Here is a 26,396-nt window from a genome sequence, read left to right as displayed (position 1 = left end):
TGAGAAAAACAAATCTCGTTCTTGCAAATTACTTGTAAGAACGAGACGTCGCCTTTTCAATTGCGGACTGGTGAGTGGCGGCTTTATCTGAGAAAATACTAGCCCATCTCGCCAATATCACGAGGTGCATTCATGCAGTAGTATCCGCGCAGGACTTTTCCACCATGCAAAAATTAACGGACAAAGAAATAAGAAAAGCACTCATTGTCCATTTAGGACGACGAGCGAGGCCGCCTCATGCAACTTTGGAAGAGGTTCACGTTTGTAATGGAAATGCAATTGCAGACGTTGTCGCAGTCTATAAGACTATGCATTGTTACGAGATCAAAGGGGAAACGGATTCGATAAATCGGATTGTTCGTCAATCCCAGTTTTATGATCAAGCTTTTCCGTTAATCACACTTGTCACAACTACTAATCACTTGAAAAGGGCTGAAGTGATTGTACCCAAGCATTGGGGCATTATTATTGCTAACTCAAGGGCAAGTGGATCAGTGATTTTTAAGCATATTCGAGGTGCTACACGAAATCCGTCGTATCTTCCAGAGATCGCTTTGCTAAGTTTGTGGCGCTCTGAGCTGGTAAACTTTCCTAATTTCAATAGCCTTTCACTTGAAAAAATGAACCGGCAAAAAATTGCTGAGTTGATCGCTTCTAGCCTACCGACAAGCGCAATTAACGAGGTCGTGGGTAAAGCATTAACCGCACGAGGTTCGAGCCCTATTACTTCGGATAATCCCGTGACATATACTCAATATGAGCACATATCGTTGGCTTCAGGATTGTTGAAGGGGTGACATTGTTACTTCCTTTCCCATCTGCGCGTTCTTGAATAAAATTATCGCCCCAAGAATAGTGAGACTTTCGATAAAAGCTCTTCTGGGAAATTTCCACGCAGATTGAATCATATTGACCATAGCCACCAGTTTTTATTCGACCTCCTCTAGCGATGTAATGTTGATGTTCGTACGTATAAAAAACCTTGGGTGCTGTCACACTGAGTAGCAATTCGGGCGCAATTGTAAGATCGGAGTAGAGTGGGCTGACGATGGTGTAATCGCCAAGCGACAGGACAATTCCCTCTGCCATAGATTGCGCGGTATGAAAAATTTCGAGTTCGGCTCTCGGCACTAGCGACTCATCACTTGGCTTGGCGATATCCGTAATCGATGCAGGTATTGAAGACCCCACTACAATGTACTTCCCGACCTCAAAGGCTTTATCAGCAGATAGGGTAAAATTTGCGATCTCGCTGGCAAGCTTCAGTCGATTACTCTGCAGGCACACCCGACAGTCAAATATGAAAATCCAGTCTGAAAAAAAAATTGTTCCTTTTCTGATGAGGTCCAACAACTCGCTTTCAATCAGATTGAACGACGAGAATTCCTCCGGCTGAAATCGTATCGCGACTTTGTCGGAAATTATCTCCCCCTTCGCCTTTGCATCAAAAATAGCTTTATTATGGTTGGCCGCGCGGTCCAGTCCAATAACAGGAACGTATTCGAAGTCAAAAAATTCTTCAATAATAACTCTACAGTTTGGAGTTGTTGCGTAAGCTATTGAATCTGGAATATCGAATGAATCAATAAATATATACGAAAATTCTTTGAGATATTTTTTGGCTTTTTTCGCGCACACCGCAACTGATTTTTCAAAATCAAGGCGACTCATTCCATCTTTGCGTGCAAAATCAAAGAACGGGGTGAGCTCTTCCTTCAGCCTACTATTCAGCATGGAGAGGCCTGCGACCTCGTTACCTTTGAATTTAAAAAAGGGCGTGTAGTTATAGTTCAGTGCCATTCAATATATCTCGCACGTTGTATTTATTGATGATTTCGGAGAACAGATCGTACCGCTTTTGCTCTCGCTGCAGACGCCCGGCCACGACTTGGGGTGCAATACCTAACTGTTCCGCAAAATTGATAATATCGTTTACAGAATTGGTGTAACGAGCTGGACAGCTACGCCATTCATTTCGAGGAATTAGACTATCCGAAGCAAGGCGGTCAGCTTGTTTTTCCACAAGACTATCGGTCTCAACATCGAAGTCATCAAGAATTGGGTTATCTAATTGATCGGCATGTAATATCACGTGCGCGAGCTCATGCATCAAGGTAAACCAGAAATGATCTAATCGCGCATACCTCAAACTGAGTGCAACAACTATGTGTCCAGAAGGGAGCGAGAATACAGCGCCATCAAGCTTCATTGAGGGAATTGACTCCTCCCAAATTATAACGATGCCATAATCTGCCAAATAAGGTCCTATATCGGGAAGTCTTGCTGCATCCTTGAATTTCTTGGGTATGTCGGTGTAGATTGACTTATCTAAGCCCTTGAACGAAGGAAGTGAGTTAGCTGCGACATACCATCCCGCTGCTCGCCTCACGGAGGACAGCCATAGATTGATCAGCACCTCTGATGCGTCATCCCGTTTTCGGAAGAGCGCTGCCGCAGCATCGCCGCCGTGATAGATAAAGCTCATCAACTCCGGTAGGCGAGTTTCGACTGTCTCGCGATATTTTTTTGGCGCAGCGGCAAGGATCGCGTCAGCTTTAAGGAATGCCTCATAAAACTTCCTCGGTTCGACCGCTGTAGACGGAGGGCAAGGAAAATCTTCTTCAAGCGTGTTCAGGATTTTCATACAATTATCCTTTCACCATTGATTCGGGAGCTACCCACTCAAAGAATTTCAGACCTGGTTTATCGTATGCTTGAAAAGCTTTCATCCCAATACGTTCATAGAATTGTTCAGCTTTGGGAAGAGAGTGCAACGAGAATCCTGGCTGAAGTTGAAGATCCTCCTGTGCATAGCTAACGACGCAGTCCAACAACTTTGGCCCTACACCTTTGAAAATACGATCTGCGAATACATTCTCCCGATTCCATGGTGCAGCCGCAATGTATTCAATATAGAAAATATCGCCAGCTCCAACTACACTCGCTTTCGGGTGATAGATGAGGCATGCCGCCTGAGGGTAGCCTTCCGCGAGAAGGAAGAACCACTGATAGCAGTTGCCTTTGTAGTGCAAGCTCTTATCTAGCCAGCGCCAGTGATAGTCTTCTAACTGTGCCACCTCCAAGATTGGATCAACGTCGACACCTTGAGCTTCCAGTGATTGGATATAGCGCAAAAGTGTGACATTAAAGGCCCCCCAAGAGCGGTCACACAGGTTCGCAAACAATAAATCCCATCCGGCGTAGATCGCATAGTCGACTTCTCCGGCTTTGCCGACTAACTTACCGGAGGAGATTTTCCCGGCAGCAATGTTAGCGAGCGAAACCGTGTCTAACGCCCTGCGAATGTCTTCCATCGTGAAGTTCAAATCTTCTCCTCGGTCTGGCTGTAGGACGCTAGTGCAAAGAAAAATCTTGGCAGGTGACTTCTGGTTAAATCCCGTAATCGCCGAGAGCATAACATGCTTGCTCATCGGGAAAATACGCGAATTATCACCGAATAACTGATCTTGCGAAACTTCAAGCCTTCGCTGACACAATTTTCAAACTCTATGATATGGCCGCACTCGTTCGGCCACACAGATGATGAGATTTAGTAGCTCCAAATTCGCTGAGAGGAGTAAAAGCCGATTTAATGACAGGGCATTTAATTAAATAATATTTTTCAAACTTTATTATCGCAACGAAACAATAGCCCTCGGACTAGGAAGTTGTTCTCAATAGAAAATTAATACTTAAATCACTATCAATGGATTAAGTTGATCGTACGAACACATTGCTAGCTCACCGAAGGTACTGCTACTTCTCCTGATAACAATCAGACAATAACCATTGACCCCCGTTTTACCCCCCGGTATTCTTGACGCGCTCCCAACAAAAAGGGAGTCAGGTTTGACGACCTATTACATACGATCGGCGAAATGCCGCGTCCTTTGTCGACGCGTTTTTTTCGCCCTGTCTTTGCACGTCTCTACGGCGGGCCTGGGCAGGGATACCTTCGGGTATGCCGGTTCTGATCGTATGTCCGGTTCGTCAACCCTGTCTTGTGCCCGCCACCCTCACCCTTGAGGCGTTGTCGGGTTTTGTCCTGCATCTACGGAGGCTTCATGACCCACATTGACAGTAATGCCAGCACCGCGCACGACGATGAACAACAACAAAATCAACACCATCCCGATCCTACCCACCAAGACTTTCACTGGATAGAAGGCATCCAGCAAGGCAGCCTGTATGGCAACTTGCTGGAGACCACGCTCGATATCTCCACCGGCATTCAGGCTTGCCTGCAATTGATCTATACCAGCAAACTCGAACGCGAAGCCAATGAAGACGCTGAGCCTGCTCACAAGGCAGCACCAGCAATTGGCATTGTGCTGGCCGATCAGTTGATGCGCATGTCGATTGCCTCTGCTGGTTTGTTGCGCGATGAGGCGCGGCGGCAGGTGGAGTGCCTGAACGACATGGAAGCGATGGACGCTGCGGTGTAACCCGTTACCTGACGCGCGCATGAAGGGCTGCTGATGTCACTGCGCCGATACGTTGGACGGTGAAATCAGTTGGGGAGACATGCGGGGCGGGGTTTAGTAGACCACTATACATTGGAGGGCGCTTCTGTGTAGTGTCACTTCTCTTGCTAAGGCGGGTTTATCTGCTATTCAGCCGTTTCGAAAATATCTGGCATACAGATATTTTTAATTTATCTGTTATTCGGATATCTTTACTTTATCTGAAATCCGGCTAAAACTGACTTAAGGTGTAGGTCATCTTCCATTCCATGGCGAGCATGCTCCCACGGTCGGGGGTATATCAATTAGTTGGCTGGAGATAGCTTGGCGATCAATAGTGCCGCGACAACAGCAAGTAGTGCGATAGCTGCGGAAAGATAGCCTACGTGACCGGGCCCCCAGGACGAGATAGCCATGCCCAGCGCAAGTAGAACACAGAAAAACGCCGTAGTCGCGAGCGGCTTTTGATCTACCCATAACCCACCGAGCCAATTGCCGACCAAGCCTACTGCGCCAAAACCCATCAGCCACCAGCCTCCTTGGGCGGGCGCGATGCCGGCAGCCTTTTCGAGCATTTCTGCCAGATAGGTATAGCCCGCAAACATGGCGGTAAATACCAACACCGAGAGCGCAACGTTTGCCAGGAAGAATGGGCTTTTCAACATGCGCGCCTGGGTGCGCATCAACCCAGAGGCAACCCAACTGCCAGCGACACCTCTCCATCCTTGATGGTCTCTATGTTGTGGCCCAGTCAGGTAGCGTCGCCACATCGTCATAAAACATATCCCAGGTACTGCACGCCGGCGCTGCCTGCGCGGCATTCACCAGCGCGAGGGCTAAATCGCTTCGCGCGATGGTGCGCTTCATATCGAGACTGTGGGTTGCTGGTGTGATTGCGGTTGCGCGCATTGGGTCAGCCGGGTCGACCAGTCTTGCTGCACGGGCAATGACGTAAGGCAGGCCACTTTGCAACAGTGCGGCTTCGCGATCCACAACATTCTGTTTCATCCCCCGCTTGAACAGGTTGAGAAGGTGCCAGACCCATGATGGTTTGTCTGGCCCGATCACCGACAGCAGCACAATGCGCGGCGGCACGCGTTGCCGCTTGGCGGCACGAATTGTATGCATGAAACCGTCGAACATGAGCGACCGGACTTCCTCTTTGGAGGCAAACCGTTTGTGAATATCGACCGTGAAGAAGATCGCGGTGAACTCACCATCCAGTGCCTTGGCGATTGCCTTTGCATCGGTGACGTCTGCGCTGTAGGGCGCGACAAATTGACTGGCTTCTACGGGACGTCTGGCGATGGCGCGTACCTGTTGTCCACGACTGGCGAGCAGGCGGACGATCTCTCGTCCGGTTCCACTGCTGGCGCCAATGACTGCGAATGTTTCCATTTGGGTTCTCTGTTTGAGGTGAATGATTGCTGGCAGACGATCAGGCAAGCTGACGTAAGACCTGCACGATGGCTGTCTGTACTCCGGGAGTCGTGGCTAAGAAATGGGGGCTGTTCAATTCCCAGTTGGCACCGTCCCAATCGGTAACGATACCTCCTGCTTCCCTTACCAGAAGCGCACCTGCGACCTGCCCAGAGAGCACGTTGCCGGGTTGCCAGAAGGCGTCAATCCGCCCTGCTGCTACATCAATTAACTGCATCGTGGCAGGTACGGCGGCTTTCACCAGCAAGGTGGTCTTGAGCATGGCGGTGATCGAGCTGCCTAGGCGTTCCAAGGTGCCGGCGTCCTCTCCCGGTGTTGCCTGTCCGGTGCTGACCAGTGCGGCACGGAGATCTTGCTTGGAGGAGACTTGCAGTTTCTCGCCATTGAGGCAGGCGCCACCGCCATGCAGCGCGGTATAGACGCGCGCGGCCAGCGGCTCGTCGACGACGGTGAGCACGATGCGGTTGTCGCGCACCAGTGTGGCCGTGACGCTCCAGCCGTACATGCCGTGGATGTGGTTGATATTCCCTTCAACCGGATCAACCACCCACCATTCACCCGGTGGCAGCGGGCCGTTGGCTTTTTCGTCTTCGATCCAGCCGGCTTGCGGACGAATCTCTTGTAGCTGCTGGCGCAAATACGCGGTGACCGCCTGGTCATTGGCATCAATGGCGGCAAGTAGCGTTGGCAAGTCTGTCGGGCGCGCTTTGGGGTTAAAGCGTTCAAGCAGCATGTTGCCGGTGCGGTGGATGACCTGCGCGGTCTGCTGTAGCAGCACTGCATCGTCAGAGAGGGTGTTGGGAGTCGTCATGGCGTAGAACTTGTGCTTTGCTGGTAACGCACTCATAATATGAGTCATCACTCAGTTTTGATACTCGTTTTATTCCCTGCTATGCAACGCAAAGCCAACCTCGCCCTTGCACCTCGTAAAAAGCCCTTACAAGCCCGCGCTGTGGCAACGGTTGAGGCTATCTTGCAAGCTGCCGCTCACATTCTGGAAACAGATGGCCTGACCGCGTGTTCCACCAACTCGGTGGCAGCAAAGGCTGGTGTCAGTATTGGCTCGCTGTATCAATACTTTCCCTCGCGTGACGCCATTACCAAAGCGTTGATCATTGAGCAGGTCACGACGCTCATGGAGAAGCTGGAGGCAATCCGTCTCGAAGAAGGAGGACGGGTTGCGTTGGAGCAGTTGATTGATATCGCCATCGCACAACAACTCACCCGCCCTGCTCTGGCGAAAATCCTCGATGCGGAGGAACAACGCTTACCGGTTGAAGCGGATTTGCGCGGTTATGCGGCAAGCCTGCACACGATGATGTTGACGATACTGGCACAGCCGGATATGCCCCAGGGCGTCCAGTTTCCGGAAGTGGCGGCGGACCTTTTGGCCATTATTCGGGGCATGGTCGATGCGGCGGGTGCCCGTGACGATTGGGAGATCGGTACGCTGCGGCAGCGGGTACAGCGCGCCGTGTTTGGTTATCTGACTTGGAAGTGAGCGTATTATTTTCGGTGCGCTCTCATCGCAGTAAATCAATCACCAATAATGGTCGCTGCGATGAAAGCGGATCGGAAGGACAACAAAAAACCCGCGTTCACATCGATGCCGGCTTTTTACAACGAACGACGTCGACCGTCGTTATCACGTGCGTGCCTGCAAGACCTCAACCTTGCGGTCAGCCAGCAGGGCCAGGGCTTGTCCCACCACGAACGTTTGGTAATGCTCAGACTGCTTGTGTGCCTCCAACGCCTCTGCGTCGCGGTAATGCTCTAGCAAGAGAATCGTGCCTGACGCATCCGTGCTTTCGAACACTTCGTAGCCGAGGCAACCGGGCTCTGCCAGCGATTTTGGACGTAACTGGCTGATGATGGCGCGGACTTCATCATACGATTCCTTGTGTGGCTGCCAACGGGCGACGATGGTGATTGGTGTACTTGTACTCATGCTTATTCTCCTTGAAGTGCTGTAACGATTGCTTGTGCCAGCGGGCCTGCCGATGCTGGGTTTTGACCGGTAAACAAACGGCCATCAATGACGACCTTGGCTTGCCATACCTCCGTTGCCGTATAGTCGGCACCTTCAGCACGCAGCGCGTCTTCCAGCAGGAATGGTACATCGGCCTGGGCGTAACCTGCTTCTTCCTCGTTGGAGAAAGAGGTCAGCTTGCGATTCCGGATCAATTGGGTGCCATCAGCCAAGGTCACACCTAAAAATGCCGCTGGGCCATGACACACAGCGGCGACGATCTTACCTGCATCCCAGGCACGCGCAACAACGCGCTTGACTTCGGGGTCAACGGCGATGTCCATCATCGGTCCCAAGCCACCGGGGAAGAAAACCGCATCGTAGTCGAGGACATCGACTTCAGAGAGCTTGCGGCTGCGCGCCATACGGCGGATGGCCTTACTCTCGCGGAAGGATGACTGCACAGGATCTCTTGCATCGTAGCCATCTTCGGGTGGTGTGCCGCCCAGAGGGGAAGCGTACTCAATGGCGAACCCTGCACGATCAAACACTTCATAAGGATGCGCGACCTCGGAGAAAAAATATCCTGTTGCGCGCTTGTGAGGGCCAATCTCGGGTGTGTTTGTTAATACAAACAAAATATGCTTCACGGTCATGTCAATCTCCTGGTTAAAAATACACGGTGTCAATCAAAGGAAGGGCAGTGTTTCTGCTGCTCTGACGTCACTGTAGGTAGTCAACTGCGGCTCAGGAAGGCGTCTTGTTATCCTATGACTCGCACTCACTGGCATGCGGTTTGATAAAGCTGATGGCGAGATCGACTTTGATGGTGAGGGCTTGTTACCCAGAGCAGGCCAGCGGGGTCCGGGATGTGATGCAGGAGTAAGAACGAGAGAAAGAGTGCAAGTAAAAGTGCCGGAAATGTGAGATTTACTCGCTTTATTCGGAACGATTAATGAGCGTCCTTTTTATGATTTAGAATTGGCGCTCGACCTACCGGTTAACAATGCCATCTGCGTTTTATCGGTTTCCACCACGCCTTCCCAGAGCACGCCATGTCCAGCAGACCCTCCCCGGAACAACGACGCGAACTAGGCACCTTTCTGAGCAGCCGACGCGCGCGCCTGCAGCCTGATGAATACGGCCTATCAAAAGGCCCCCGCCGGACGCCGGGCTTGCGCCGTGAAGAAGTGGCAGTGCTCGCCGGTGTCAGCGTGAGCTGGTACACCTGGCTGGAGCAAGGTCGTGAGATCCAGCCTTCGGCCGATGCGTTGCGCAGAATTTCAAAAGTGCTGAAGCTCGATCAGATCGAATCTACCCATCTGTTTGCGCTGTCGTCGCGCGAGGCTCCGGCCGCCGCAACTGGCGGGCGCGTCAGCGATGGTCTGGAGATGCTGGTGCGAACCATTCCCGTGCCGGCCTATGTTCGTAACGCGCGCCTAGATATTCTGGCGTGGAACGATCCGATCGCCGACCTGTTCGTCGACTACGGCCTTTTGCAGGCGCACGAGCGCAACACGCTGCGGCTGCTCTTCCTTTATCGTCCTTATCGCACCCAGATTCTGGATTGGGAACAGATGACCCGAGGCATGATCTCGGCATTTCGCGCTGCGCGCGCCCAGGCGGTTGATAAGGAGCCCTTCGATCACCTGATCGCCGAACTGAATGAATTGAGCCCGGAGTTTCGGGCATGGTGGCAAGATACCGATGTGAAGGGATTTGACGAAGGCGCAAAGCGGATGCGACTGCCTTCGGGGGCAATTACCGCCTTTACCTACGTCGCGTTGACACCGGTGGGGCGGCCGGACCTGTCGCTGGTGACTTATATTCCCACGCCACCTGCGTCTGCCAGTGAGTGCGACTCATAGGATAACAAGACGCCTTCTTGAGCGCGTTGTCATTGCCTACAGTGATGTCACAGCAGTTCATCAACACTGCTCTTTCACTCACGGAGGCAATTCATGTCGCATCACCCTATCAGTTCCACTGCCAGCGCAGTTTCCCGTAACCCTGCTACCGGCGAATTGATCGCCACCTACGCCTATCAAACCCATGCAGAGGTAGAAAGTGTGCTCGAACGCAACGCTGCCGCCTTCCGTATGTGGCGTGCAACGCCGATAGCAGAGCGTATCGCAACCTATCGCCGACTGGCCGAGGTCCTGCGTCTAAATATCGACACGCTGGCATCCATCATCACCAGTGAAATGGGCAAGACAATTGCCGCCGCCCGCGCAGAAGTCGAAAAATGCGCCGCTACCATTGACTGGATTGCCGAAAACGGTCCGGCCATCATCGCCGATGAGGCGGTTGCGGTAGAGGGCAACGATCAGGTGTATGTGTCTTATCTGCCGATCGGTAGCATCCTGGCTGTCATGCCATGGAATTTCCCTTTGTGGCAGGTCGTGCGTGCAGCAGGGCCGATCATGTTTTCTGGAAACGGCTTCATCCTCAAGCATGCTCCCAACGTGATGGGGTCGGCATACGCCCTGCAACACATGGTTGAAATCGCCGGATTTCCCGACGGTTTGTTCGCCAATCTGAATGTCGACAACGAAACCGTTGCTGGCGTCATCGAAGATGCGCGTGTGGCCGCCGTCACGCTCACAGGTAGCATGCGCGCCGGTGCGGCGGTGGCTGCACTGGCTGGTCGTACGCTCAAGAAAAGTTTGCTCGAACTGGGCGGTGCCGATGCCTTCATCGTGCTGGCAGACGCCAATATCGATCTGGCCGTGAAAGCAGCAACCGAGGCACGTTTTCAGAATGCGGGGCAGGTCTGCCTCGCTGCCAAACGCTTCATCCTTGAGAAGCCTATTGCCGCCGAATTCACCCGCAAATTTGTCGCCGCCGCCAGTCAGCTCAAAGTGGGCGACCCGCTGGACCCTTTGAACACCATGGGCCCGATGGCGCGCTACGACTTGCGCGACGAACTGCACAATCAGGTCCAGCGCACTCTCGATGCCGGTGCCACGTTACTGCTGGGTGGTTACAAAATCGAAGGTCCCGGTAACTTTTATGCACCGACAGTATTGGCGGATGTGAAGCCGGGTATGGCGGCCTTCGACGAAGAGACCTTCGGCCCGGTTGCGCCCCTCATGATTGCCGAAGACGCTGAGCACGCCATCGAACTGGCCAACACCAGCGACTACGGCTTGGGCGGCAGCCTCTGGACCGCGGATGTTGCTCGCGCCCAGCGCATTGCACGGCGACTGGAAACCGGCGGTGTCTTCATCAACGGCTTCTCCGCATCCAACGCGCGCATCCCCGTGGGTGGTGTCAAGAAGAGTGGCTACGGTCGCGAGTTATCGCATTTTGGTCTGCGCGAATTTACCAATGCCCAAGCCGTGTGGGCCAAGACTGTTGGTTGAGTGATTTCCAAAAAAACCATTGCGTCATCCCATCCTGTCGTTAATTTACTCTGGAGTATAAAAATGAACACAATCGTCCGTATCACTTCCGCTTTGGCAATGACCCTGGTCGCTGCACTGAACAACCCGGCGATGGCCGAACCGGTGAAGAACATCGTTCTGGTGCACGGCTTTTTCGCTGACGGCTCAGGCTGGCAAGGCGTCGCAAAAATTCTGACGCGCGACGGTTATCACGTCGCCATCGTTCAAGAACCGGAAACCTCATTCGCTGAGGACGTCAAAGTCACCACACGGGCAATCAATGCCTTCGACGATAAAAGCATTCTGGTCGGTCATAGCTATGGCGGTATGGTGATCACCGAGGCTGGTGTCAATCCCAAGGTTGCAGGCCTGGTCTACGTCTCTGCCTTTGCGCCGGAGGTCGGAGAAAGTCTGCTGAATCTGGTCAAAAAAACGCCGCCGGTAAGCGCGTCCATCAAAGCGACCGCTGACGGCTACCTCTATGTCGATCCCGCCCAGTTCCACGCCGATTTCGCCGCTGATTTACCCGCAGCCGATGCCGGGTTCATGGCCATGTCGCAAGTGATGCCCAGCGTCCAGACGGCAGGTGCGCCCGTCACACAAGCCGCCTGGAAGACCAAGCCGAGCTGGGCCGTGATTACCACAGCAGACCGTACCGTCAATCCCGAGTTGCAGCGCTTCATGGCAGCGCGCGCTGGCAGCAAGGTGGTTGAGATCACTGGTAGCCACGCAGCGTTCATTGCACACCCCGAAGAAGTTGCAAAAGTGATTGAACAGGCTGCTGCTGCCGAGACGAGATAAGCCCTCCTCACTCGCGCCGATAGTCAAGCAAAGAGGACCTCTATGATTAATAATGTGTGCGTCCAGTTTTGACTTGTTCTATCGATTTTGTTTTTACATTTCTAAATTTAATTTCCAGATCAGGATGAATGTATGTTTACAAAGCACTTCGAAGTAGATCCCGCTCATATCGATTTTCAAGACGTCGTCGATGGTCTCTATTATCCGTTTTACATGGAATGGACTCGCCATGCTTTTATGAAGGAGGGACTTGGAATAGATATCGAGGAAGAATTCAAGCAAGGCAAAATGTATATGGTGCTTGAATATTCTCTGCGCTTTCGTAAAAGCTTAAAGCGTGGGGATAAAGTAGAGGTGACTTGCGAGCTGCAAAGGAATGAGAAACGCAATCGCGTGAACTTTTTTCAGCAGATTAAAGTTGACGGGGTGCCGTATGCCGATGCGACGTTCGTTGCAACATGCTTCGAAAATGGTCGTCCGTGTGTGCCGGCTGCCGTCGCAGATGCGTTAGCAAAAATAGAGTAAGCCGCGTCCTTTGTTGGCGCTCCCCCCTGTCTTTGCAAGCCACTACGGCTTGCAAAGACAGGAATAGCTTCGACACTCAACGAGGAAGGACGGCCAGCTGATGTCAGCTTTCGACGAAGGTCGACAAACTTCGCCTTACCGGCAATTAAAAGAAAAGTTTTGAGTAGGCGCTTCGGTCGATATCCACTACCTCAACGGACAGCTGGATACGCATACCAGGATAGCCTTGGCAAAAATCTCTGGCCTCTGCGATCGCGATTTCAGATAACTGCTTTTTGACACTATCAGTCCGTCCAGAAAGTATCGCCAGCCTGACGTTCAAGAAGCCTCGCGTCTTCTGTTCTGCACTGGTACCAACGACATAGTCGTCTAATTTGATGGAACGACTTTTGATGTCTTCTTCTTCAAAATGCCCTGATGCCGCCAAGGCGGTATTGAGTTTCAACAATATCTTGCGGGTATCCAGTGAAATCAGGTTGTCCGTATATTCCAGAGTGACATGGGGCATTAGCAAGTTTCCTCGGTAGATGAGTCAGAAATAGAAAATCAACGACCTGATCTGGCAGAGCGATCTGAACGTATCGTTTTCAGCCATGCATTATCTACCGGTAATCCAATTTGCGAAATACCAATGCGGACTAACGAATGATTCAGGCTGGCCAGTTTTGCCAGCCTGAGCCAGAGCGTTCAAAGGCTGAAGCACCATGTAAACGCACAGTATCAGCAAAGTTTATTGGAGTCTGACGACGGTCTTCCCTGGTCCATGCCCAGACTTGTTGCGCTCAATGGCATCGTTGATATCTTCCAACCCAGCCACTTCCGAGACGCGCACCAGCAGGCGTCCGTCTGCAACCATCGCCGCAATGTGCGCCAGACGTTGTGCATCGGGTTGCATCTGGAACCATTTCCCGCGCTTCCCATGTGGGATCAGGCCCATGATTTCCGGCGCGGCAGTGCTGACGATCAGACCGCCCTCGGCCACAACTTGCCATGACCTTGCCAAGGTCTCACCACCGACCAGATCAAGCACGAGGTCAACCTGGCCGCTGTGTTCCCAAAAATTGTCTGCGCGGTAATCGATCACGAGATCAGCACCAAGTCCGCTGACATAGCCTGCATTGACACCTTGTGCGGTGGCCACCACGCGCGCGCCTGCTTGGCGTGCAAACTGCACTGCAAAACTGCCCACGCCACCGGCTGCGCCATGAATTAACACGGTCTGGCCTCGTTGCAGTTGGCCTGCATCAAACAGGGCTTGCCATGCGGTTAATGCGGCGACGGGAATCGCGGCGGCCTGGATGTCATCCATTGAAGGCGGTATCACGGCGAGCTTGCTTGCCGCGACCGCAACGTGGTCGCTATAGGCACCCAGCCCGGCCAGCGGCCCCATGACACGGTCGCCGATGGCAAGATCGGTGACGCCTTCGCCAAGTTCGACCACCTCGCCGGCAAGCTCGATGCCCAGTGTTGCCGGCAGCGCAAGCGGAAAGGCGTCTTTTACCAGTCCGTCGCGTATTTTCCAGTCCAGCGCGTTGATACCGGCGGCATGTACCTTGACGATCACATCGCCGGGTGCCGCTATCGGCCGTGCAACCAGTTCCAATCGGGGAACACCAGCACCGCCATAGCTATGAATGCGCACTGCGCGATTGGCCGTGACGTCGAGCGTGGGATAGTCGATGTAGCCCTGTGGCCCGGCAGAATACAAGGTTTCCCGCTCTGGTTTGTTGAGCGGTGCCCCGAGCTGGAAGCGCTGCACGAGGTCGGGGTTGGCAAGATACAGGGAACCAAATACCGCCGCGTCGGCGTCCTTGTCGCCGATCAGTGTCTCCGCTTTGGCTTTGGTCAAGCCGCCACCTTGCAGGAAGGCGCCCTTGAATAACCCGCGCAGCAGTCTGGCGTAGTCAAATTCAACCTTGGCTTGCACAGCGAGATGCAGATACGCAAGCTTGAGCGGGGCAAGCTGTTGCACCAGGTAGGAATAGGTTTCCTGAGGCGCGGCATCGCTGACATCGTTGAAATGCATCTCGGGCGAAATCTTGATCCCCACGCGGTCGCTGCCAGCTTCGACAATCATCGCGTTTATTACCTCCATGATGAAGCGCGCGCGATTTTCCAGCGAGCCGCCGTAGCGATCGGTGCGGGTATTGGTTTCGGAAGACAGGAATTGTTCAGGCAAATATCCCGAGGCGGCATGCAACTCAACACCATCGAAGCCGGCTTCCAGTGCACGGCGTGTGGCGATTCTGAACTCATCGACGACGCCGGCGATCTCGTCGGTGGCCAAGGCGCGGGGCATTTCCAGTGCCTGCGGGCCGCTTGCAGTGAAGACCGTGCCTTTGGGTTGAATCGCCGAGGGGGCGACCGGCACAACATTGCCGGGCAACATGCTGGAATGCGAAATGCGCCCGGTGTGCATCAGTTGCAGGAAGATCAGAGAGCCCTTGGCATGAACTGCTTCCGTGACGGCTTTCCAGGCCTGGACCTGTGCGTCGGCGTGGATTCCCGGCGTGCGCACGTAGCCTTTGCCCAGCGGCGACGGGAAGGCACCTTCGGTGATGATCAAGCCTGCGTCAGCGCGCTGGGCATAGTAAAGCGCGGTGTATTCGGAAGGTACGCCGGTGGCGTCGTCGGCGCGCGAACGGGTCATGGGTGACATCACGAGACGGTTGCGCATGGTGTAGCGGCCGATGCGCACAGGGGTGAAGAGCTGGTTCATGTGTTTTTCCTTCAAGGGTTGGGTTGAAGGGAATGCTACGCTGATCCATAATCAGGATAAATACGTATAATTGAAATCATTGATTCAATAATGGATCAATAATGGATCAATAAAAATGACCATGAGATCAAAATAAAATGGAAATGCTGAGCTACATGCAGCAATTCGTCGAAGTCGCGAGGATGAAAAATTTCCGTGCGGCTGCTCTGTCGCTGGATATGCCGATCGCCACCTTGTCGCGCCACGTGTCGAACCTGGAGAAGGCCGTCGGCCTGCGCCTGCTCAACCGATCGACGCGCCGGGTTGAGTTGACCGATGCCGGTGAGGTGTATTTTCTGCGCTGCCAAAGTATCGTCGCGGAGGCTTTGATCGCTCATGAAGCGTTACGTGATGTTGCCGAGCGGCCGACTGGTACGCTGCGCGTGTCAATGCCGGTCGATCTGGCGATCGGACATCTAGGCCCCATCCTGCGTGATTTTGCGGTGGCTTATCCACTGATCGATTTTGATCTGGACTTGACGCCGCGGCGCATCGACATGCAAACCGAAGCGTTTGATCTGGCCATCCGCATTGGCCCCTTGCCGGCTGCTTCAGCCAACCTGATCGCACGGCCCATTGCCTCGCTGCCGCGCTATCTGTATGCATCGCCCGACTATCTGAAGAAAGCGCCGCCGATCAAGCATGTCAAGGATTTGGCGCACCACGAATTTTGTACGCTACCGTCAAGTTCGCAGCAGGATGACATCAAAGTGCTCTATCGCGGCGAGGAGTCTGTCGAGGTCAAGGTGCCGACACGCTTCTGCGTCAACAGCGTCGGTATGGCGCGCGTATTGGCTTCGCTTGGGATGGGTATTGCAGTGATGCATACTGAGCTGGCGCGCGATGATGTGGCCGCGGGACGGCTGCGGCGCGTTCTGCCGGAATGGCGCATGGCGCCGCTGGAGGTACATGCAGTCACTGCCACGCGTCTGCTGCCAGCGCGGGCGCGGCTATTTATCGATTTTCTGAAGTCGCGGATAACGACAACATGAAGCCGATTGCTCGCGATCACCCGCTCGCTTGGCGCAGCCAGATTTCGCCGACTTATCGGCTAACATTCTCCAGTGAATAAAACCGAGAAAGCATCATGGGAATCCTGAACGAAGCAATACGTGAATTAGCGCTGGAAAAACAAGCGGCCGAAGACGAGGCCAGACAGGCATTGGAGGATTTTGACATCATCACGTCGCGAGCCATTGATACAGTGAGGAAGACGCTTGCAGCCCTGCGCAATGAATTGGAGGCTGCGGGTTGGTGGGTGAGCGAATCAACCGAGGATGCGCACAAGCCAGAGTACTTGCGTCTTGGCTTCAGTGTTCGGCGTAGTTCAGGCAACGCTGATCCGGTGACGAATCCTGAGTATTCCTATGCTGTTCAATTTGACGCTGTGGGTAGCGCCATCCGAACAGCAGAATCCAGCGAGCCTTTGCTGGAACCAGAGGTATTTCGTGCAGTCGCGAGGCAGGATTTTGGACTGGATCTGGAGCGCGATCTGAAACTCTTTCTGAAAGCGATTCTTTCCAGGCCTTAGCAACTCCTCGCGAATTTACATGGTCCGGTTTATTTGCGGCGTTTCGATGTCGTTGGCGATTCAGTGCAGCTTTGAATGAAGTCATGTGTCAGCCGACGAACCAGCTTGGAAGCGCGTTCCGGGCCACCTTTAACACGTTGGTGCATGGTCAGCGACACCAAGCCGTGCAGATACGCCCAATACAAATCCGTTTGCGCTTCACTGTCGCTGGCTTCGTGGTTGCCTGCTTCGGCCATCAGACGCGCTATTGGCGTATGTAAATCCTCGAAACAGGCAATGGCTTCCGGTGGCGTTTCATTGGTTCCGAAAGGAACACCGCGCAGGTCATGCATCAATTGGTAGAGCGTCGGGCTCGCGAGTGCAAACTCCCAGTAAGCGAACCCGATACTCTCGACGGCGGCTGCGGGCGTCTGCGCTGCAGCAACAACTTTTTCAAGCTCGGCATGCAGACGTGCAAAGCCCTGACGCATCAGCGCGAGCAGTATTTCATCCTTGTTCGCAAAATATTCGTAGATGAGCGCTGGACTGTACTCAATTGTTCCGGCAACCGCGCGGATTGTGACAGCGTCCCAGCCCTTCTCGGCGGCGATCTTTTCGGCAGCGTCGATAATTTGCTGGCGAACCGCAGCGCGCTCGCGCTCGCGGCGCTCTTGAATTCCCATTATTCCCCCAAGTCGTTCGGCGCAGTGTTTACGCAACAAACCGGTAGCTGAAGTACCGGGTACACCAAGTTCAATACGGCGGACACCCCAGCCAAAAACAGCGCAGGCATACCACTTTATTCCAACACCGCCGGCGTGGATTGTAACTGAAGGGCAATCGCTCAGATACCAAAACGGTTGCAATTTAACAACTTATATGAACAAATAAAATTAAATTAAACTGTTTACATATTTCTGAACAGTGTTTAGTATTTGAACATTGCGAGGCAACTCGGCCTCGCCCATACCAGGAGAATTCCATGTCAACCGATTTCACCAAGCTCGGCTACCTCTTCGCCGAAATCATGTCGAGCCACGATCTGTCTCGCCTCGACGAGATCAAAGCGCCCCATTATGTGAACCACAACGCCTTCGCCGAACCTGGCCTGGAGGGCTCAAAGAAGGTACTCGGCGCCATCATCGCGGGGGTACCGGATCTCAAGGTAACGGCAGAAGACATCTTCGTTTCGGCGGATGGCTCGCGCGTGGTTGGCCGTTACCGTTACGAGGGCACCCACACAGGAAACCTGCTGGGCTACCCCGCTACAGGCCGCGCCTTTTCGATGCGCTCGATCGACATCTGGCGGGTCGAGAATGGCCGCTTCGTGGAACATTGGGATGAACTGAACTCGCTTGACGTCTTCATTCAGATCGGCGCAGTACCGCCACCGAAACAGCCGTCTTAACGCACGCGTTTCGAGGGCCTTAATAGTGATGCCAGGAATGATGGTTTCCTGGTGATTTCTGATAACTCACAAAAGGAAAAATAAACATGAACGCAGAATTGAATCGTTCGCTGTTGAAGTGGAATATGCCGCTGTTTTGGTTCACTTTTTTGATACCAGCGGCAATTATCGGACTGGGCATCAACTTCATCGTCAACCCGGTAGGAGCATCTGCTGGGTTCGGCATACCGATGACCGATCCGTCCGCTTTTCCCTTCATGTGGATCAAAGGCATACGCGACATTTTTGCGGGCGTTGCGGTCCTGGTCCTGCTCTTTAGAGGAGACCGGCGGACCATCGCCATCATTTACTCCATCTCGATGTTCATCGCCATTGGTGACGGATTTGTGATTTTGAGGCAGCTCGGCTTTGCGCCTCCCATCTTTATCCATTGGGGAACAGCGACGTATATGGCGATCATCGCGATCTTGCTTCATCGGGGAAACAAAGCGTAGCGCAAAGAGAACGATATTTTGTGTTGCATCGGATTCTACCCGGCCAGTTACACAGCAAATTGACGTACTCAGTGCCGGGTGGCTACGGTCAATCAGGCAATGCATCTGCGCTGGCAGGTACGCGCGGATTAAAGTGCTGCGTTTTTACATACACATAATGAACTGCAACAAAAGAAAAGCCGCCTCATTTTTGGAGCGGCTTTTCAGTATCAAAAATTTCAGTGGCATTAACGCATAATGAAACCGCCATCCACCGAGATAGACTGCCCGGTAACATAACTCGACGATGTGCTGCACAGCCATAAAACGACGTCTGCAATTTCTTCGGGACGACCATGACGCGCCATTGGAATCATCTTGGTCATTCCTGCCAATGCCTCACCCTGACCTGACGCCACCATTTGATCTGCCATTGGTGTCCAGATCAGTCCTGGGCAGACGGCGTTGACACGAATATTGCGGGCGGCGTATTCGAGCGCTGCGCTTTTGGTCAGGCCAAGTACGCCGTGCTTGGCTGAGTGGTAAGTGCCGCGTTCCGCACCGCCAACCAGGCCACCAAGTGAAGAACAATTGACGATGGCGCCGTTGCCTTGCTTACGCATTTGCTGCAGCTCAAATTTCATACAGGCCCACACCCCACGAAGATTGACGGACGTTACCCGGTCAAAGTCGTCCACCGTCGCGTCTGCTGTTTCCGCGAGGACGTTTTGCACACCTGCATTGTTAAAGGCCATATCGAGACGCCCAAATGTAGACACGATCGTGGCTACCATCGCCTCTACCTGCTCCATCTCTGCGACATTGCATTCGATGCCAATTGCCTGGTAGCCACCATCGACCAGTGCTTGTGCTGCAGCACGTGCGCCAAGGCCGTTCACGTCGGCCAAGGCGACTGATGCACCAGCCCTTGCGAACGCTTGCGCGGTAGCCAAGCCGATACCGGACGCCGCACCGGTAACAAGTGCTACCTGGTTTTCAAAAATTTGCTTCATCATGTTCATTCCAATTTTGGTCAATGTTCGGTACCACGTCCGGGCCAAGCGCCTTGCCGACGGCGAACTTTCAAGTTACGGGGATTAAAGTTGAATGGTCCGTGCCGTTCGTCTTGTGAATACATTCAGAAGAATTCAGCCAGCACTTATCCCAGGCCCTGAGTCTAGGCTGCTAACGCCAAACTAACTAGACGGTTAAATTTGCATGCTGTTATAGAATTGATTCATTAATAAAGACTGATATGTCTCAATAAGAAACTCATATGGGCCAGCAAACAAGATCAAACTTCTTACCAGCAACTGCCTTATCACTTTTACTTTCCACATTGCTGTACTCGTCGAGTGCCATGGCAATGTCTGACTCGGAAGAAATTGCCTGGCTTGCCAACGTCATTGCCAGCAATAACGGTAAGGCCTATTGCCTTCCACCGGGGATGAAACTGGGCCCTGCTGCCAATGTCATCACCAGCTACGTCGCTGCGCATCCGGAATGGGATGGCAAGGTGGACGAATCTCGCGTCAATACGGCATTGAGCGCCAGCTTTCCTTGCTCGGCAGCAGGCAATGGCAAGCAGACGGCAACGCAGGCTAACGGGAATACCGTCAATGTCGAGGTCGCACCCAAAGGGGAATATGCAACCATCGATACGCGTCTGGCTGCCGAGACCATTCGTCAGCTGCAAACTATTCGCGGCCGTGAAAATGATGAACTGATCGTTACCATCGAAAAGAATTCAGGTAACTATGCGCCGCCGGTGCTGTTTGTTCTGGCGCGCCTTTTGTACAAACAGGGTAAATCAGAGGATGCTTACTTCTGGTTCAATGCGGCACGTCTACGAGGCAATTTTGATGCGGCGCGATGTGCGGATGAAAGTGCCAAATCTGCCATTCCGGTTCTGGTGGCGCAGATTCCTGTTGATCTCCGTCGGGAAGAGTTCAATGATCTCGACAAACTCAGGGACATCATCCATCGCGTTGTGCAATGGGATGAAACCACGCCCTACCACTACGACCACCGCTGGATCAATCTGCACGGCATGGGTGCGATCACGGCCGGTGCCAATGATGCCAACGCTACCAGCCCGGCAATGAGTGTGCCGGAGGATCAGTGGCCTGAACTTGCTAAAAAGATGCGGGATGATTACCTCGATAGTCTTGATAAGGCGATTGAGATCGTGAGCAAGCAAAGAGCAAACAAGTGAGGTCGTGGTTGACGCTCCTATGCGACGCGGTGGCAGGTGGCGTGCTTGAGCGAAGTGGAAGCGATGGATGCTGCTGTGTAGTCAGCGACCTGATTCATGCAACGTGGCCCGCTGATGCGGGACATGTGGATTAATTCTCTAGCAGCGCGCCTTGCAATGCCTCTTGTAAAGCAGCGAGCATGTTTGGTCGATCTGCCTGCGCACTGCTCAGGAGAATAATTTCACGCGCGTAACGCGATCCCGCAATCGGTGTGGCGATACTCTGGTTGAGCAGCTTCTCCAGCCCGTTCCAGCGCGGCACCAAACTGACACCCATCCCGCTTTCCACCAGCATGACGATGGTTTCCAGCGCATCCAGATCACAGAGCAAGGTCGGTGTAATGCCTTGCTCTTCGATATACAAGTGCGCCTGCCTGCCGCCCCATGCCATTGGGTCGTAGCGAATGTAGGGCTGGCTCGCCAGCGCCGCATTGACCTCTCCACGCTGGTTGGCTTGCGACAGAAAGACCAGTTCTTCTCTCTTCAGCGAAACGCTGTTCAATGTCTTGGGGATATCGAAGGCTGGCGCGACCAGAATGGCGGCATCGATTTCTCCGGTCAAGAGGGATTGATATAAGGCGCGTGAGGTGCCCGGTACGATGACAGGCCGGATGTTGGGCCCGCGCTGGGCTAATGACATCAGCGCGGACGGCAACATGCCTGTCAACACGGTAGAGATGGCACCAATGCGTAACGTGCCGGTCAGTCCGACTTTGTCGGCATCGCCGGCCAGCAGAGCAACTTCGCGCACAATCCGGCGGGCCCTGGGCAACATGTCGATACATTCATTGGTTGGCTTGGCAGCACTACCGACACGGGAAAGTAGTGCAAAGCCAAAGCGTCGCTCCAGTGCCTGGACACGCTGACTGACTGCAGCAGCGGTTAAACCTTCGTGGCGTGCGGCCTCGGCAATCGATCCGCAGTCGACGACGCTGATGAGACTCTGTAGGTAGCGGACATCCATAAATAATTCTTACGATGGCAGATAAAACAATATGCTATTCGCTTACGGGAGATCAGGCTACTCTCTTGCTAGAGAATGTTTGACACCCATTAATACGGGAATCGCAGCACCTTGCCTGCTGTGGTCTCTCGGCTGATTGCGCTTCTGGAGATAGATGATGAAATCGATTTTTCACCTTGCTTATCATGTTCGCGACTTGAACATTGCGCGTGACTTTTACTGCAATTTGCTAGGATGCAAGGAAGGGCGAAGTACCGACACGTGGGTTGATATTGATTTTTTCGGACATCAGCTTTCGCTACATCTGGGCGAACCGTTCACTGTCACCAATACCGGCAAAGTGGGCGAACACATGGTGCCGATGCCGCATCTTGGCGTCATCCTGCAGATGGATGACTGGCGCCGCCTGGCTGATACCTTGTCGAACAAGGAAGGATTCCGTTTCATCCTGTCGCCGACGATCCGCTTCGCTGGGGAACCGGGTGAACAGGCGACCATGTTCTTCCAGGATCCGTTTGGTAACCCTATTGAGATCAAGGGCTTTACCGATCTTCTCGGCGTGTACGCAACATAAGCTTCAATGCTGGCACAGGATATCGATCCCAGATGGTAATCCATCACTGTTACCGGCATTGATATCAAAGTAGGTATTGTCAGCTCACAAATAGTCATTGGATTTTCGCGTTGCTGGTCGCTATGATCCACTCCGCACGGATCGCCCATAGAAGTACCTCACCAGCTAACGGATAAGACATGCAAGCGCGCAAACTAGGTAGCACTGGATTAACCATTCCTGAAATCGGTTTGGGTTGCTGGCAATTGGGAGGTGGTTGGGGCAATGACTGGGATAACACTATCGCGCAGCAAATTCTCGAAGCGGCCTATCAATCCGGTGTACGTTTTTTCGATACGGCGGATGTCTACGGCGATGGTGCGAGTGAGCAATCCATCGGTGAGTTTCTGAACCGGCATGCCGATGTCAGCGTCGCAACTAAACTGGGACGTGGTGCAATCTATCCTGACCATTACACCCGCGACACAATCCGCACGGCAACCCAGCGTTCTCTAGAACGACTGGGCGTGAGGGCACTGGATTTGACGCAGTTGCACTGCATTCCACCGGCCGTTTTGCGGGATGGCAAAGTCTTCGACTGGCTGCGTGAGTTGCGTGATGACGGCTTGATTGCCCGCTTTGGCGCCAGCGTGGAAACGGTCGAAGAAGGCTTGCTCTGCCTGGAGCAGCCGGGGCTGACCTCCTTGCAGATCATCTTCAATATCTTCCGGCAAAAACCACTGGAACAACTGCTAGCGCGGGCGCAGGAAAAAGGCGTCGGTATTATCGTCCGGCTGCCGCTGGCGAGCGGTCTCTTGAGTGGCAAGATGACGCGCGACACGGTATTCCGTTCGGGTGACCATCGTCACTTCAATCGCGATGGACAGCAATTTAATGTCGGCGAGACCTTCGCCGGAATCGAATTCGAGACCGGTGTCAGTCTGGCTGAAGACATTGCGCACCATGTCCCCGCCAATATGACCATGGCACAAATGGCCTTGCGCTGGATTCTTGACCATGACGCCGTGTCGGTCATCATTCCCGGTGCCAGTTCACCTGCGCAAGTGGCAGCAAATGTCACTGCGTCGCAACTGCCGCCGTTACCACAAGAGATACATCAAGCCTTGGCAAGTTTGTACCGGGAGCGCATCCACGGCGCCATTCGTGGGCCTTACTAAGCTCTGCTGAGACACCCATTCCATGATTATTTTTATCACCGGTGCGAGCGCGGGATTCGGCGCTGCCATGGCACGGCTTTTTGTACAGCGTGGTCACAAGGTCATCATCAGTGCGCGCCGTGCTGACCGATTGCATGAGCTTGCCAATGCGCTTGGCGATCAGGCACTTCCGCTGGTGCTCGACGTCAGTGACAGCGCATCGATTGCGACTACGCTGGCGACATTGCCCGCGCCATGGCAAGAGATTGATGTGTTGATCAACAATGCGGGTCTCGCACTGGGCACAACGGTTGCACAGCAATCGTCTTTGGCCGACTGGGAAACCATGATTGCAACCAATTGCACCGGACTGGTTGCCATGACCCATGCTGTGCTGCCGGCCATGGTCAGCCGTGGCAGCGGTCTGGTGATCAATATCGGCTCGGTAGCGGGTCACTTCCCGAGCCCGGGCAGTAACGTGTATGGCGCGACCAAGGCCTTTGTTGAGCAATTTACCCTCAATTTACGCGCCGATCTGATCGGCACTGGCGTCCGTGCGACCAATATCGCGCCGGGCATGAGTAGCGGTACAGAATTCTCCAACGTGCGATACAAGGGCGACGATACGGCAGCGGCCAAAGTCTATGAGCGCACGCAGTCATTGAGCGCGGAGGATATCGCTGAGATGGCTTATTGGCTCGCGGTTCTGCCACCGCATATCAATGTCAATCACATCGAAGTGATGCCTACCTGCCAGGGGTTTTCACCGTTGGCGATCAAGCGCGACTAATCGTTTTACTTAATGGTTTTACTTAATGGCTTTACTTAGTGAACTGACTTAGTGGCCTGTCAATTTGACGCCTATCATCATTTATCCACGTGGAGAACTGCACAATGCATTTACGGAACAAGGTCGTTTTGATTGCTGGTGGTGCATCGGGCATCGGTCAGGCGATTGCCGTGGCATGTGCGCAACAAGGTGCCAACGTGGCGTTCTCTTATTTATCGAGCAATCCGGAACCGACGCTGGAGCGCATTCGCCAATATGATCGACAAGCCTTGGCCATCAAGGCGGATCTGACGATTGAGGAACAAGCCGAGCACCTGATACAGGAGGCTGAATCTACGTTTGGCGCGATTGATGTCTTGATCTGCAATACGGGCGGGCTGGTTCAAAAAAGTCGTATTGTCGATATGCCGCTATCGTTGTGGAACGAGGTCATGTCAGTCAATCTGACCAGCACCTTCTTGTCTTGTCGTGCGGCGCTGCGCCGTATGGAACCACGTCAGCGCGGTAACATCATCTTGATCAGCTCCCTTGCTGGCCACAATGGTGGCGGTGCAGAAGCAACACATTATGGCGCCTCCAAAGGTGCACTGATTACATTCACGCGAGGCCTTGCCAAAGAAGTTGGTCCGCTGGGAATCCGTGTCAACGGGATTGCACCGGGTCTGATTGCGACCAGATTTCAGGACAATTTCAACACGCTCGACAATCGCAACGCTGCCATCAAAATGACGCCGCTGCGTCGCGAAGGCACCGCGGAAGATGTCGCCAATGCGGCAATTTACCTGGCATCAGATCAGGCATCCTTCCTGACCGGGGAAACGATTGAGGTCAACGGTGGATATGGGCTTTATTAACGGATTCTTTCAATCCATTCATACAGATAATCCATCAGCCATCTGCCAGCTGGGCCGGGCGGCGATGAGGCGAGGTGACAGGCCGACATCGGCAAGGCATGACCGGTAGAGGGCATGTCATCGACGTCCAGTAGGACCAGTGTGCCGGCCGCAATATCTGTCTCGACCATGTGCAAAGGCATGCTGCCCCAGCCTAGCCCATCTTTCAGGAAAGCATATTTCGTCGACAGATCTGCCAGCCGCCATGTCGACGCAGACATGACGCCATAGTCACGTCCTGCCATCAATTCGGAGCGGTCCGTCAGTACCAGCTGCACGTGATTTCTCAGCTCGTGTGGTGGAATCCGCTGGCGCACCATTGCCAAAGGATGATCTGGTGCGGCAACCATCACCAATGTCACTGCCCCCAGTCGCTGACTGACTAGCCCCGGGAAGCTGATCGGTAGCGAGGCGAGAATTCCTAAACTGCACCTGCCGTCCAATACCGGCTGATAGGCGGCACCCAGGCCTTCCACAAATATTCTCAGCGGTGTCAGGGGAAATCGCGTTGCAAATTCTTTGGCAGCAGCGCTGATGACGGTGGTCGGAAAGAAGACATCGACCACCACCGAAAGCTCCGCCTCCAGACCGGATGACATCAACTTGGCCCGCGCTTTCAGGGTATCGATTCCAGAGACGATATTGCGTGCATCGGCCAGCAGCAAGATGCCCTCTGATGTGAGTTTGGGGAAGCGGCCGGAACGGTCAAACAGGACCACGCCAAGTTGTGCTTCAAGGTCCCCGATCCAGCCACTGACTGCGGACTGAACGCGGTTGAGCTTTCTGCCGGCGGCAGAAAAACTACCCTCATCAACTGCGGTGACGAAGGTTCTGAGTTGATCCAAAGACACACCATCTAGCATGGTCGCACTCCATCTCAAAAAGAGATACATCAGTTCTCAATATACCATCTTCTCAGATATACAGAGAGCACTCATCATTCATCCCCATGCACACCACTGCATGCGGGATACGAAATGAAGACAGGATCAGCTCATTGCCGAGGCTGGTATGAGTCAGTTTCAAGTTCCCTCTTTTTCTCAATTTTTCAG

General features: G+C 53.5%; 30 protein-coding genes. 16 read left to right on the top strand and 14 right to left on the bottom strand.

From position 1 onward, the window contains the following. Positions 1–164: 164 nt before the first annotated feature. Complete coding sequence (locus FHW66_RS15585) at positions 165–797, top strand: sce7726 family protein (RefSeq protein ID WP_183380736.1); 633 nt, start codon at positions 165–167, stop codon at positions 795–797. Here the strand turns inward: FHW66_RS15585 and FHW66_RS15580 are convergent. The 3 genes from FHW66_RS15580 to FHW66_RS15570 are packed head-to-tail and all read right to left on the bottom strand — an operon-like array spanning position 724 to position 3,326. Next, complete coding sequence (locus FHW66_RS15580; RefSeq protein WP_183380735.1) at positions 724–1,800, bottom strand: hypothetical protein; 1,077 nt, start codon at positions 1,798–1,800, stop codon at positions 724–726. The two genes, FHW66_RS15585 and FHW66_RS15580, sit on opposite strands and share 74 nt — an antisense overlap. Continuing rightward, positions 1,784–2,644 (bottom strand): ImmA/IrrE family metallo-endopeptidase, encoded by an 861-nt coding sequence (locus tag FHW66_RS15575; RefSeq protein WP_183380734.1) that lies wholly within the window; start codon positions 2,642–2,644, stop codon positions 1,784–1,786. The genes FHW66_RS15580 and FHW66_RS15575 overlap by 17 nt, the downstream gene beginning before the upstream one ends. 4 nt (positions 2,645–2,648) lie before the next feature. Continuing rightward, positions 2,649–3,326, bottom strand: a complete 678-nt coding sequence (locus tag FHW66_RS15570) for an N-acetyltransferase (RefSeq protein WP_183380733.1) — start codon at positions 3,324–3,326, stop codon at positions 2,649–2,651. A 738-nt stretch (positions 3,327–4,064) separates the two neighbouring features. Between FHW66_RS15570 and FHW66_RS15565 the strand changes: the two genes are divergently transcribed. Further along, positions 4,065–4,445, top strand: coding sequence for a hypothetical protein (locus FHW66_RS15565; RefSeq protein ID WP_183380732.1), 381 nt, complete (start codon positions 4,065–4,067; stop codon positions 4,443–4,445). Between the two features lie 323 nt (positions 4,446–4,768). On the opposite strand, the gene FHW66_RS15560 is transcribed toward FHW66_RS15565, so the two are convergent. The 3 genes from FHW66_RS15560 to FHW66_RS15550 form a co-directional block, all read right to left on the bottom strand. Then, positions 4,769–5,128: a hypothetical protein gene (locus FHW66_RS15560; RefSeq protein ID WP_370543477.1), complete on the bottom strand. Its 360-nt coding sequence runs from the start codon at positions 5,126–5,128 to the stop codon at positions 4,769–4,771. A 70-nt stretch (positions 5,129–5,198) separates the two neighbouring features. Then, the gene (locus tag FHW66_RS15555; protein WP_183380731.1) at positions 5,199–5,861 is read right to left on the bottom strand and encodes an SDR family oxidoreductase; all 663 of its coding nucleotides are present in this window, start codon (positions 5,859–5,861) and stop codon (positions 5,199–5,201) included. A 40-nt stretch (positions 5,862–5,901) separates the two neighbouring features. Beyond that, positions 5,902–6,750, bottom strand: a complete 849-nt coding sequence (locus FHW66_RS15550; protein ID WP_221197022.1) for an inositol monophosphatase family protein — start codon at positions 6,748–6,750, stop codon at positions 5,902–5,904. Positions 6,751–6,876: 126 nt separating this feature from the next. On the opposite strand from FHW66_RS15550, the gene FHW66_RS15545 reads away from it, so the two are divergent. After that, positions 6,877–7,404 carry a TetR/AcrR family transcriptional regulator gene (locus FHW66_RS15545; protein WP_183380730.1) on the top strand — a complete coding sequence of 176 codons (528 nt, stop codon included), beginning with the start codon at positions 6,877–6,879 and terminating at the stop codon, positions 7,402–7,404. A 144-nt stretch (positions 7,405–7,548) separates the two neighbouring features. On the opposite strand, the gene FHW66_RS15540 is transcribed toward FHW66_RS15545, so the two are convergent. Then, the gene (locus FHW66_RS15540) at positions 7,549–7,851 is read right to left on the bottom strand and encodes a putative quinol monooxygenase (RefSeq protein WP_183380729.1); all 303 of its coding nucleotides are present in this window, start codon (positions 7,849–7,851) and stop codon (positions 7,549–7,551) included. Positions 7,852–7,853: 2 nt separating this feature from the next. Next, entirely contained in the window at positions 7,854–8,528 is a 675-nt protein-coding gene (locus FHW66_RS15535) for a type 1 glutamine amidotransferase domain-containing protein (RefSeq protein WP_183380728.1), read from the bottom strand. A 399-nt stretch (positions 8,529–8,927) separates the two neighbouring features. On the opposite strand from FHW66_RS15535, the gene FHW66_RS15530 reads away from it, so the two are divergent. From FHW66_RS15530 to FHW66_RS15515, 4 genes are all read left to right on the top strand, one after another. Then, entirely contained in the window at positions 8,928–9,740 is an 813-nt protein-coding gene (locus tag FHW66_RS15530) for a helix-turn-helix transcriptional regulator (protein WP_183380727.1), read from the top strand. Between the two features lie 93 nt (positions 9,741–9,833). Next, positions 9,834–11,237, top strand: coding sequence for an NAD-dependent succinate-semialdehyde dehydrogenase (locus FHW66_RS15525; protein WP_183380726.1), 1,404 nt, complete (start codon positions 9,834–9,836; stop codon positions 11,235–11,237). Between the two features lie 63 nt (positions 11,238–11,300). After that, the gene (locus tag FHW66_RS15520; protein WP_183380725.1) at positions 11,301–12,059 is read left to right on the top strand and encodes an alpha/beta fold hydrolase; all 759 of its coding nucleotides are present in this window, start codon (positions 11,301–11,303) and stop codon (positions 12,057–12,059) included. Between the two features lie 132 nt (positions 12,060–12,191). Beyond that, positions 12,192–12,584: a thioesterase family protein gene (locus tag FHW66_RS15515; RefSeq protein ID WP_183380724.1), complete on the top strand. Its 393-nt coding sequence runs from the start codon at positions 12,192–12,194 to the stop codon at positions 12,582–12,584. A gap of 145 nt (positions 12,585–12,729) precedes the next feature. Here the strand turns inward: FHW66_RS15515 and FHW66_RS15510 are convergent, their stop codons facing one another. Continuing rightward, positions 12,730–13,092, bottom strand: a complete 363-nt coding sequence (locus tag FHW66_RS15510) for a 5-carboxymethyl-2-hydroxymuconate Delta-isomerase (protein WP_183380723.1) — start codon at positions 13,090–13,092, stop codon at positions 12,730–12,732. 222 nt (positions 13,093–13,314) lie between these two features. Next, positions 13,315–15,303 (bottom strand): zinc-binding dehydrogenase, encoded by a 1,989-nt coding sequence (locus FHW66_RS21240; RefSeq protein WP_183380722.1) that lies wholly within the window; start codon positions 15,301–15,303, stop codon positions 13,315–13,317. Positions 15,304–15,440: 137 nt separating this feature from the next. On the opposite strand from FHW66_RS21240, the gene FHW66_RS15500 reads away from it, so the two are divergent. Further along, a complete protein-coding gene (locus FHW66_RS15500) occupies positions 15,441–16,334 on the top strand; it encodes a LysR family transcriptional regulator (protein ID WP_183380721.1) in 894 nt (297 codons plus the stop codon). A gap of 95 nt (positions 16,335–16,429) precedes the next feature. Then, the gene (locus FHW66_RS15495) at positions 16,430–16,873 is read left to right on the top strand and encodes a hypothetical protein (protein ID WP_183380720.1); all 444 of its coding nucleotides are present in this window, start codon (positions 16,430–16,432) and stop codon (positions 16,871–16,873) included. Positions 16,874–16,902: 29 nt separating this feature from the next. Here FHW66_RS15495 and FHW66_RS15490 read toward each other — a convergent pair whose 3' ends face one another. Continuing rightward, the gene (locus FHW66_RS15490) at positions 16,903–17,535 is read right to left on the bottom strand and encodes a TetR/AcrR family transcriptional regulator (RefSeq protein ID WP_183380719.1); all 633 of its coding nucleotides are present in this window, start codon (positions 17,533–17,535) and stop codon (positions 16,903–16,905) included. Between the two features lie 299 nt (positions 17,536–17,834). Between FHW66_RS15490 and FHW66_RS15485 the strand changes: the two genes are divergently transcribed. Both FHW66_RS15485 and FHW66_RS15480 read left to right on the top strand, forming a co-directional pair. Beyond that, positions 17,835–18,260 carry an ester cyclase gene (locus FHW66_RS15485; protein WP_183380718.1) on the top strand — a complete coding sequence of 142 codons (426 nt, stop codon included), beginning with the start codon at positions 17,835–17,837 and terminating at the stop codon, positions 18,258–18,260. An 86-nt stretch (positions 18,261–18,346) separates the two neighbouring features. After that, complete coding sequence (locus FHW66_RS15480) at positions 18,347–18,754, top strand: DUF4267 domain-containing protein (RefSeq protein ID WP_183380717.1); 408 nt, start codon at positions 18,347–18,349, stop codon at positions 18,752–18,754. A gap of 227 nt (positions 18,755–18,981) precedes the next feature. Here the strand turns inward: FHW66_RS15480 and FHW66_RS15475 are convergent, their stop codons facing one another. Next, the gene (locus tag FHW66_RS15475) at positions 18,982–19,746 is read right to left on the bottom strand and encodes an SDR family NAD(P)-dependent oxidoreductase (protein ID WP_183380813.1); all 765 of its coding nucleotides are present in this window, start codon (positions 19,744–19,746) and stop codon (positions 18,982–18,984) included. A gap of 347 nt (positions 19,747–20,093) precedes the next feature. Between FHW66_RS15475 and FHW66_RS15470 the strand changes: the two genes are divergently transcribed. After that, positions 20,094–20,948 (top strand): hypothetical protein, encoded by an 855-nt coding sequence (locus FHW66_RS15470; protein ID WP_183380716.1) that lies wholly within the window; start codon positions 20,094–20,096, stop codon positions 20,946–20,948. Positions 20,949–21,078: 130 nt separating this feature from the next. On the opposite strand, the gene FHW66_RS15465 is transcribed toward FHW66_RS15470, so the two are convergent. Beyond that, complete coding sequence (locus tag FHW66_RS15465; protein ID WP_183380715.1) at positions 21,079–21,951, bottom strand: LysR family transcriptional regulator; 873 nt, start codon at positions 21,949–21,951, stop codon at positions 21,079–21,081. A gap of 157 nt (positions 21,952–22,108) precedes the next feature. Here FHW66_RS15465 and FHW66_RS15460 point away from each other — a divergent pair, with 157 nt between their 5' ends. The 4 genes from FHW66_RS15460 to FHW66_RS15445 all read left to right on the top strand — a co-directional run bounded on the left by FHW66_RS15460 (position 22,109) and on the right by FHW66_RS15445 (position 25,305). Further along, a complete protein-coding gene (locus FHW66_RS15460; RefSeq protein ID WP_183380812.1) occupies positions 22,109–22,525 on the top strand; it encodes a VOC family protein in 417 nt (138 codons plus the stop codon). Positions 22,526–22,704: 179 nt separating this feature from the next. Then, a complete protein-coding gene (locus tag FHW66_RS15455) occupies positions 22,705–23,682 on the top strand; it encodes an aldo/keto reductase (RefSeq protein WP_183380714.1) in 978 nt (325 codons plus the stop codon). A 22-nt stretch (positions 23,683–23,704) separates the two neighbouring features. Beyond that, positions 23,705–24,451 carry an SDR family NAD(P)-dependent oxidoreductase gene (locus FHW66_RS15450; RefSeq protein WP_183380713.1) on the top strand — a complete coding sequence of 249 codons (747 nt, stop codon included), beginning with the start codon at positions 23,705–23,707 and terminating at the stop codon, positions 24,449–24,451. Between the two features lie 104 nt (positions 24,452–24,555). Then, positions 24,556–25,305 (top strand): SDR family NAD(P)-dependent oxidoreductase, encoded by a 750-nt coding sequence (locus FHW66_RS15445; RefSeq protein WP_183380712.1) that lies wholly within the window; start codon positions 24,556–24,558, stop codon positions 25,303–25,305. On the opposite strand, the gene FHW66_RS15440 is transcribed toward FHW66_RS15445, so the two are convergent. After that, positions 25,302–26,195 (bottom strand): LysR family transcriptional regulator, encoded by an 894-nt coding sequence (locus tag FHW66_RS15440; protein WP_370543479.1) that lies wholly within the window; start codon positions 26,193–26,195, stop codon positions 25,302–25,304. The genes FHW66_RS15445 and FHW66_RS15440 overlap by 4 nt on opposite strands. Between the last annotated feature and the right edge of the window lie 201 nt (positions 26,196–26,396).

The sequence above is a fragment of the Herbaspirillum sp. Sphag64 genome (genome assembly GCF_014192645.1).
Taxonomy (GTDB): Bacteria; Pseudomonadota; Gammaproteobacteria; order Burkholderiales; family Burkholderiaceae_D; genus Herbaspirillum.
The sequence above is the reverse complement of the archived record's forward strand: the minus strand, read 5'-3'. Positions and strand labels throughout refer to the sequence as shown.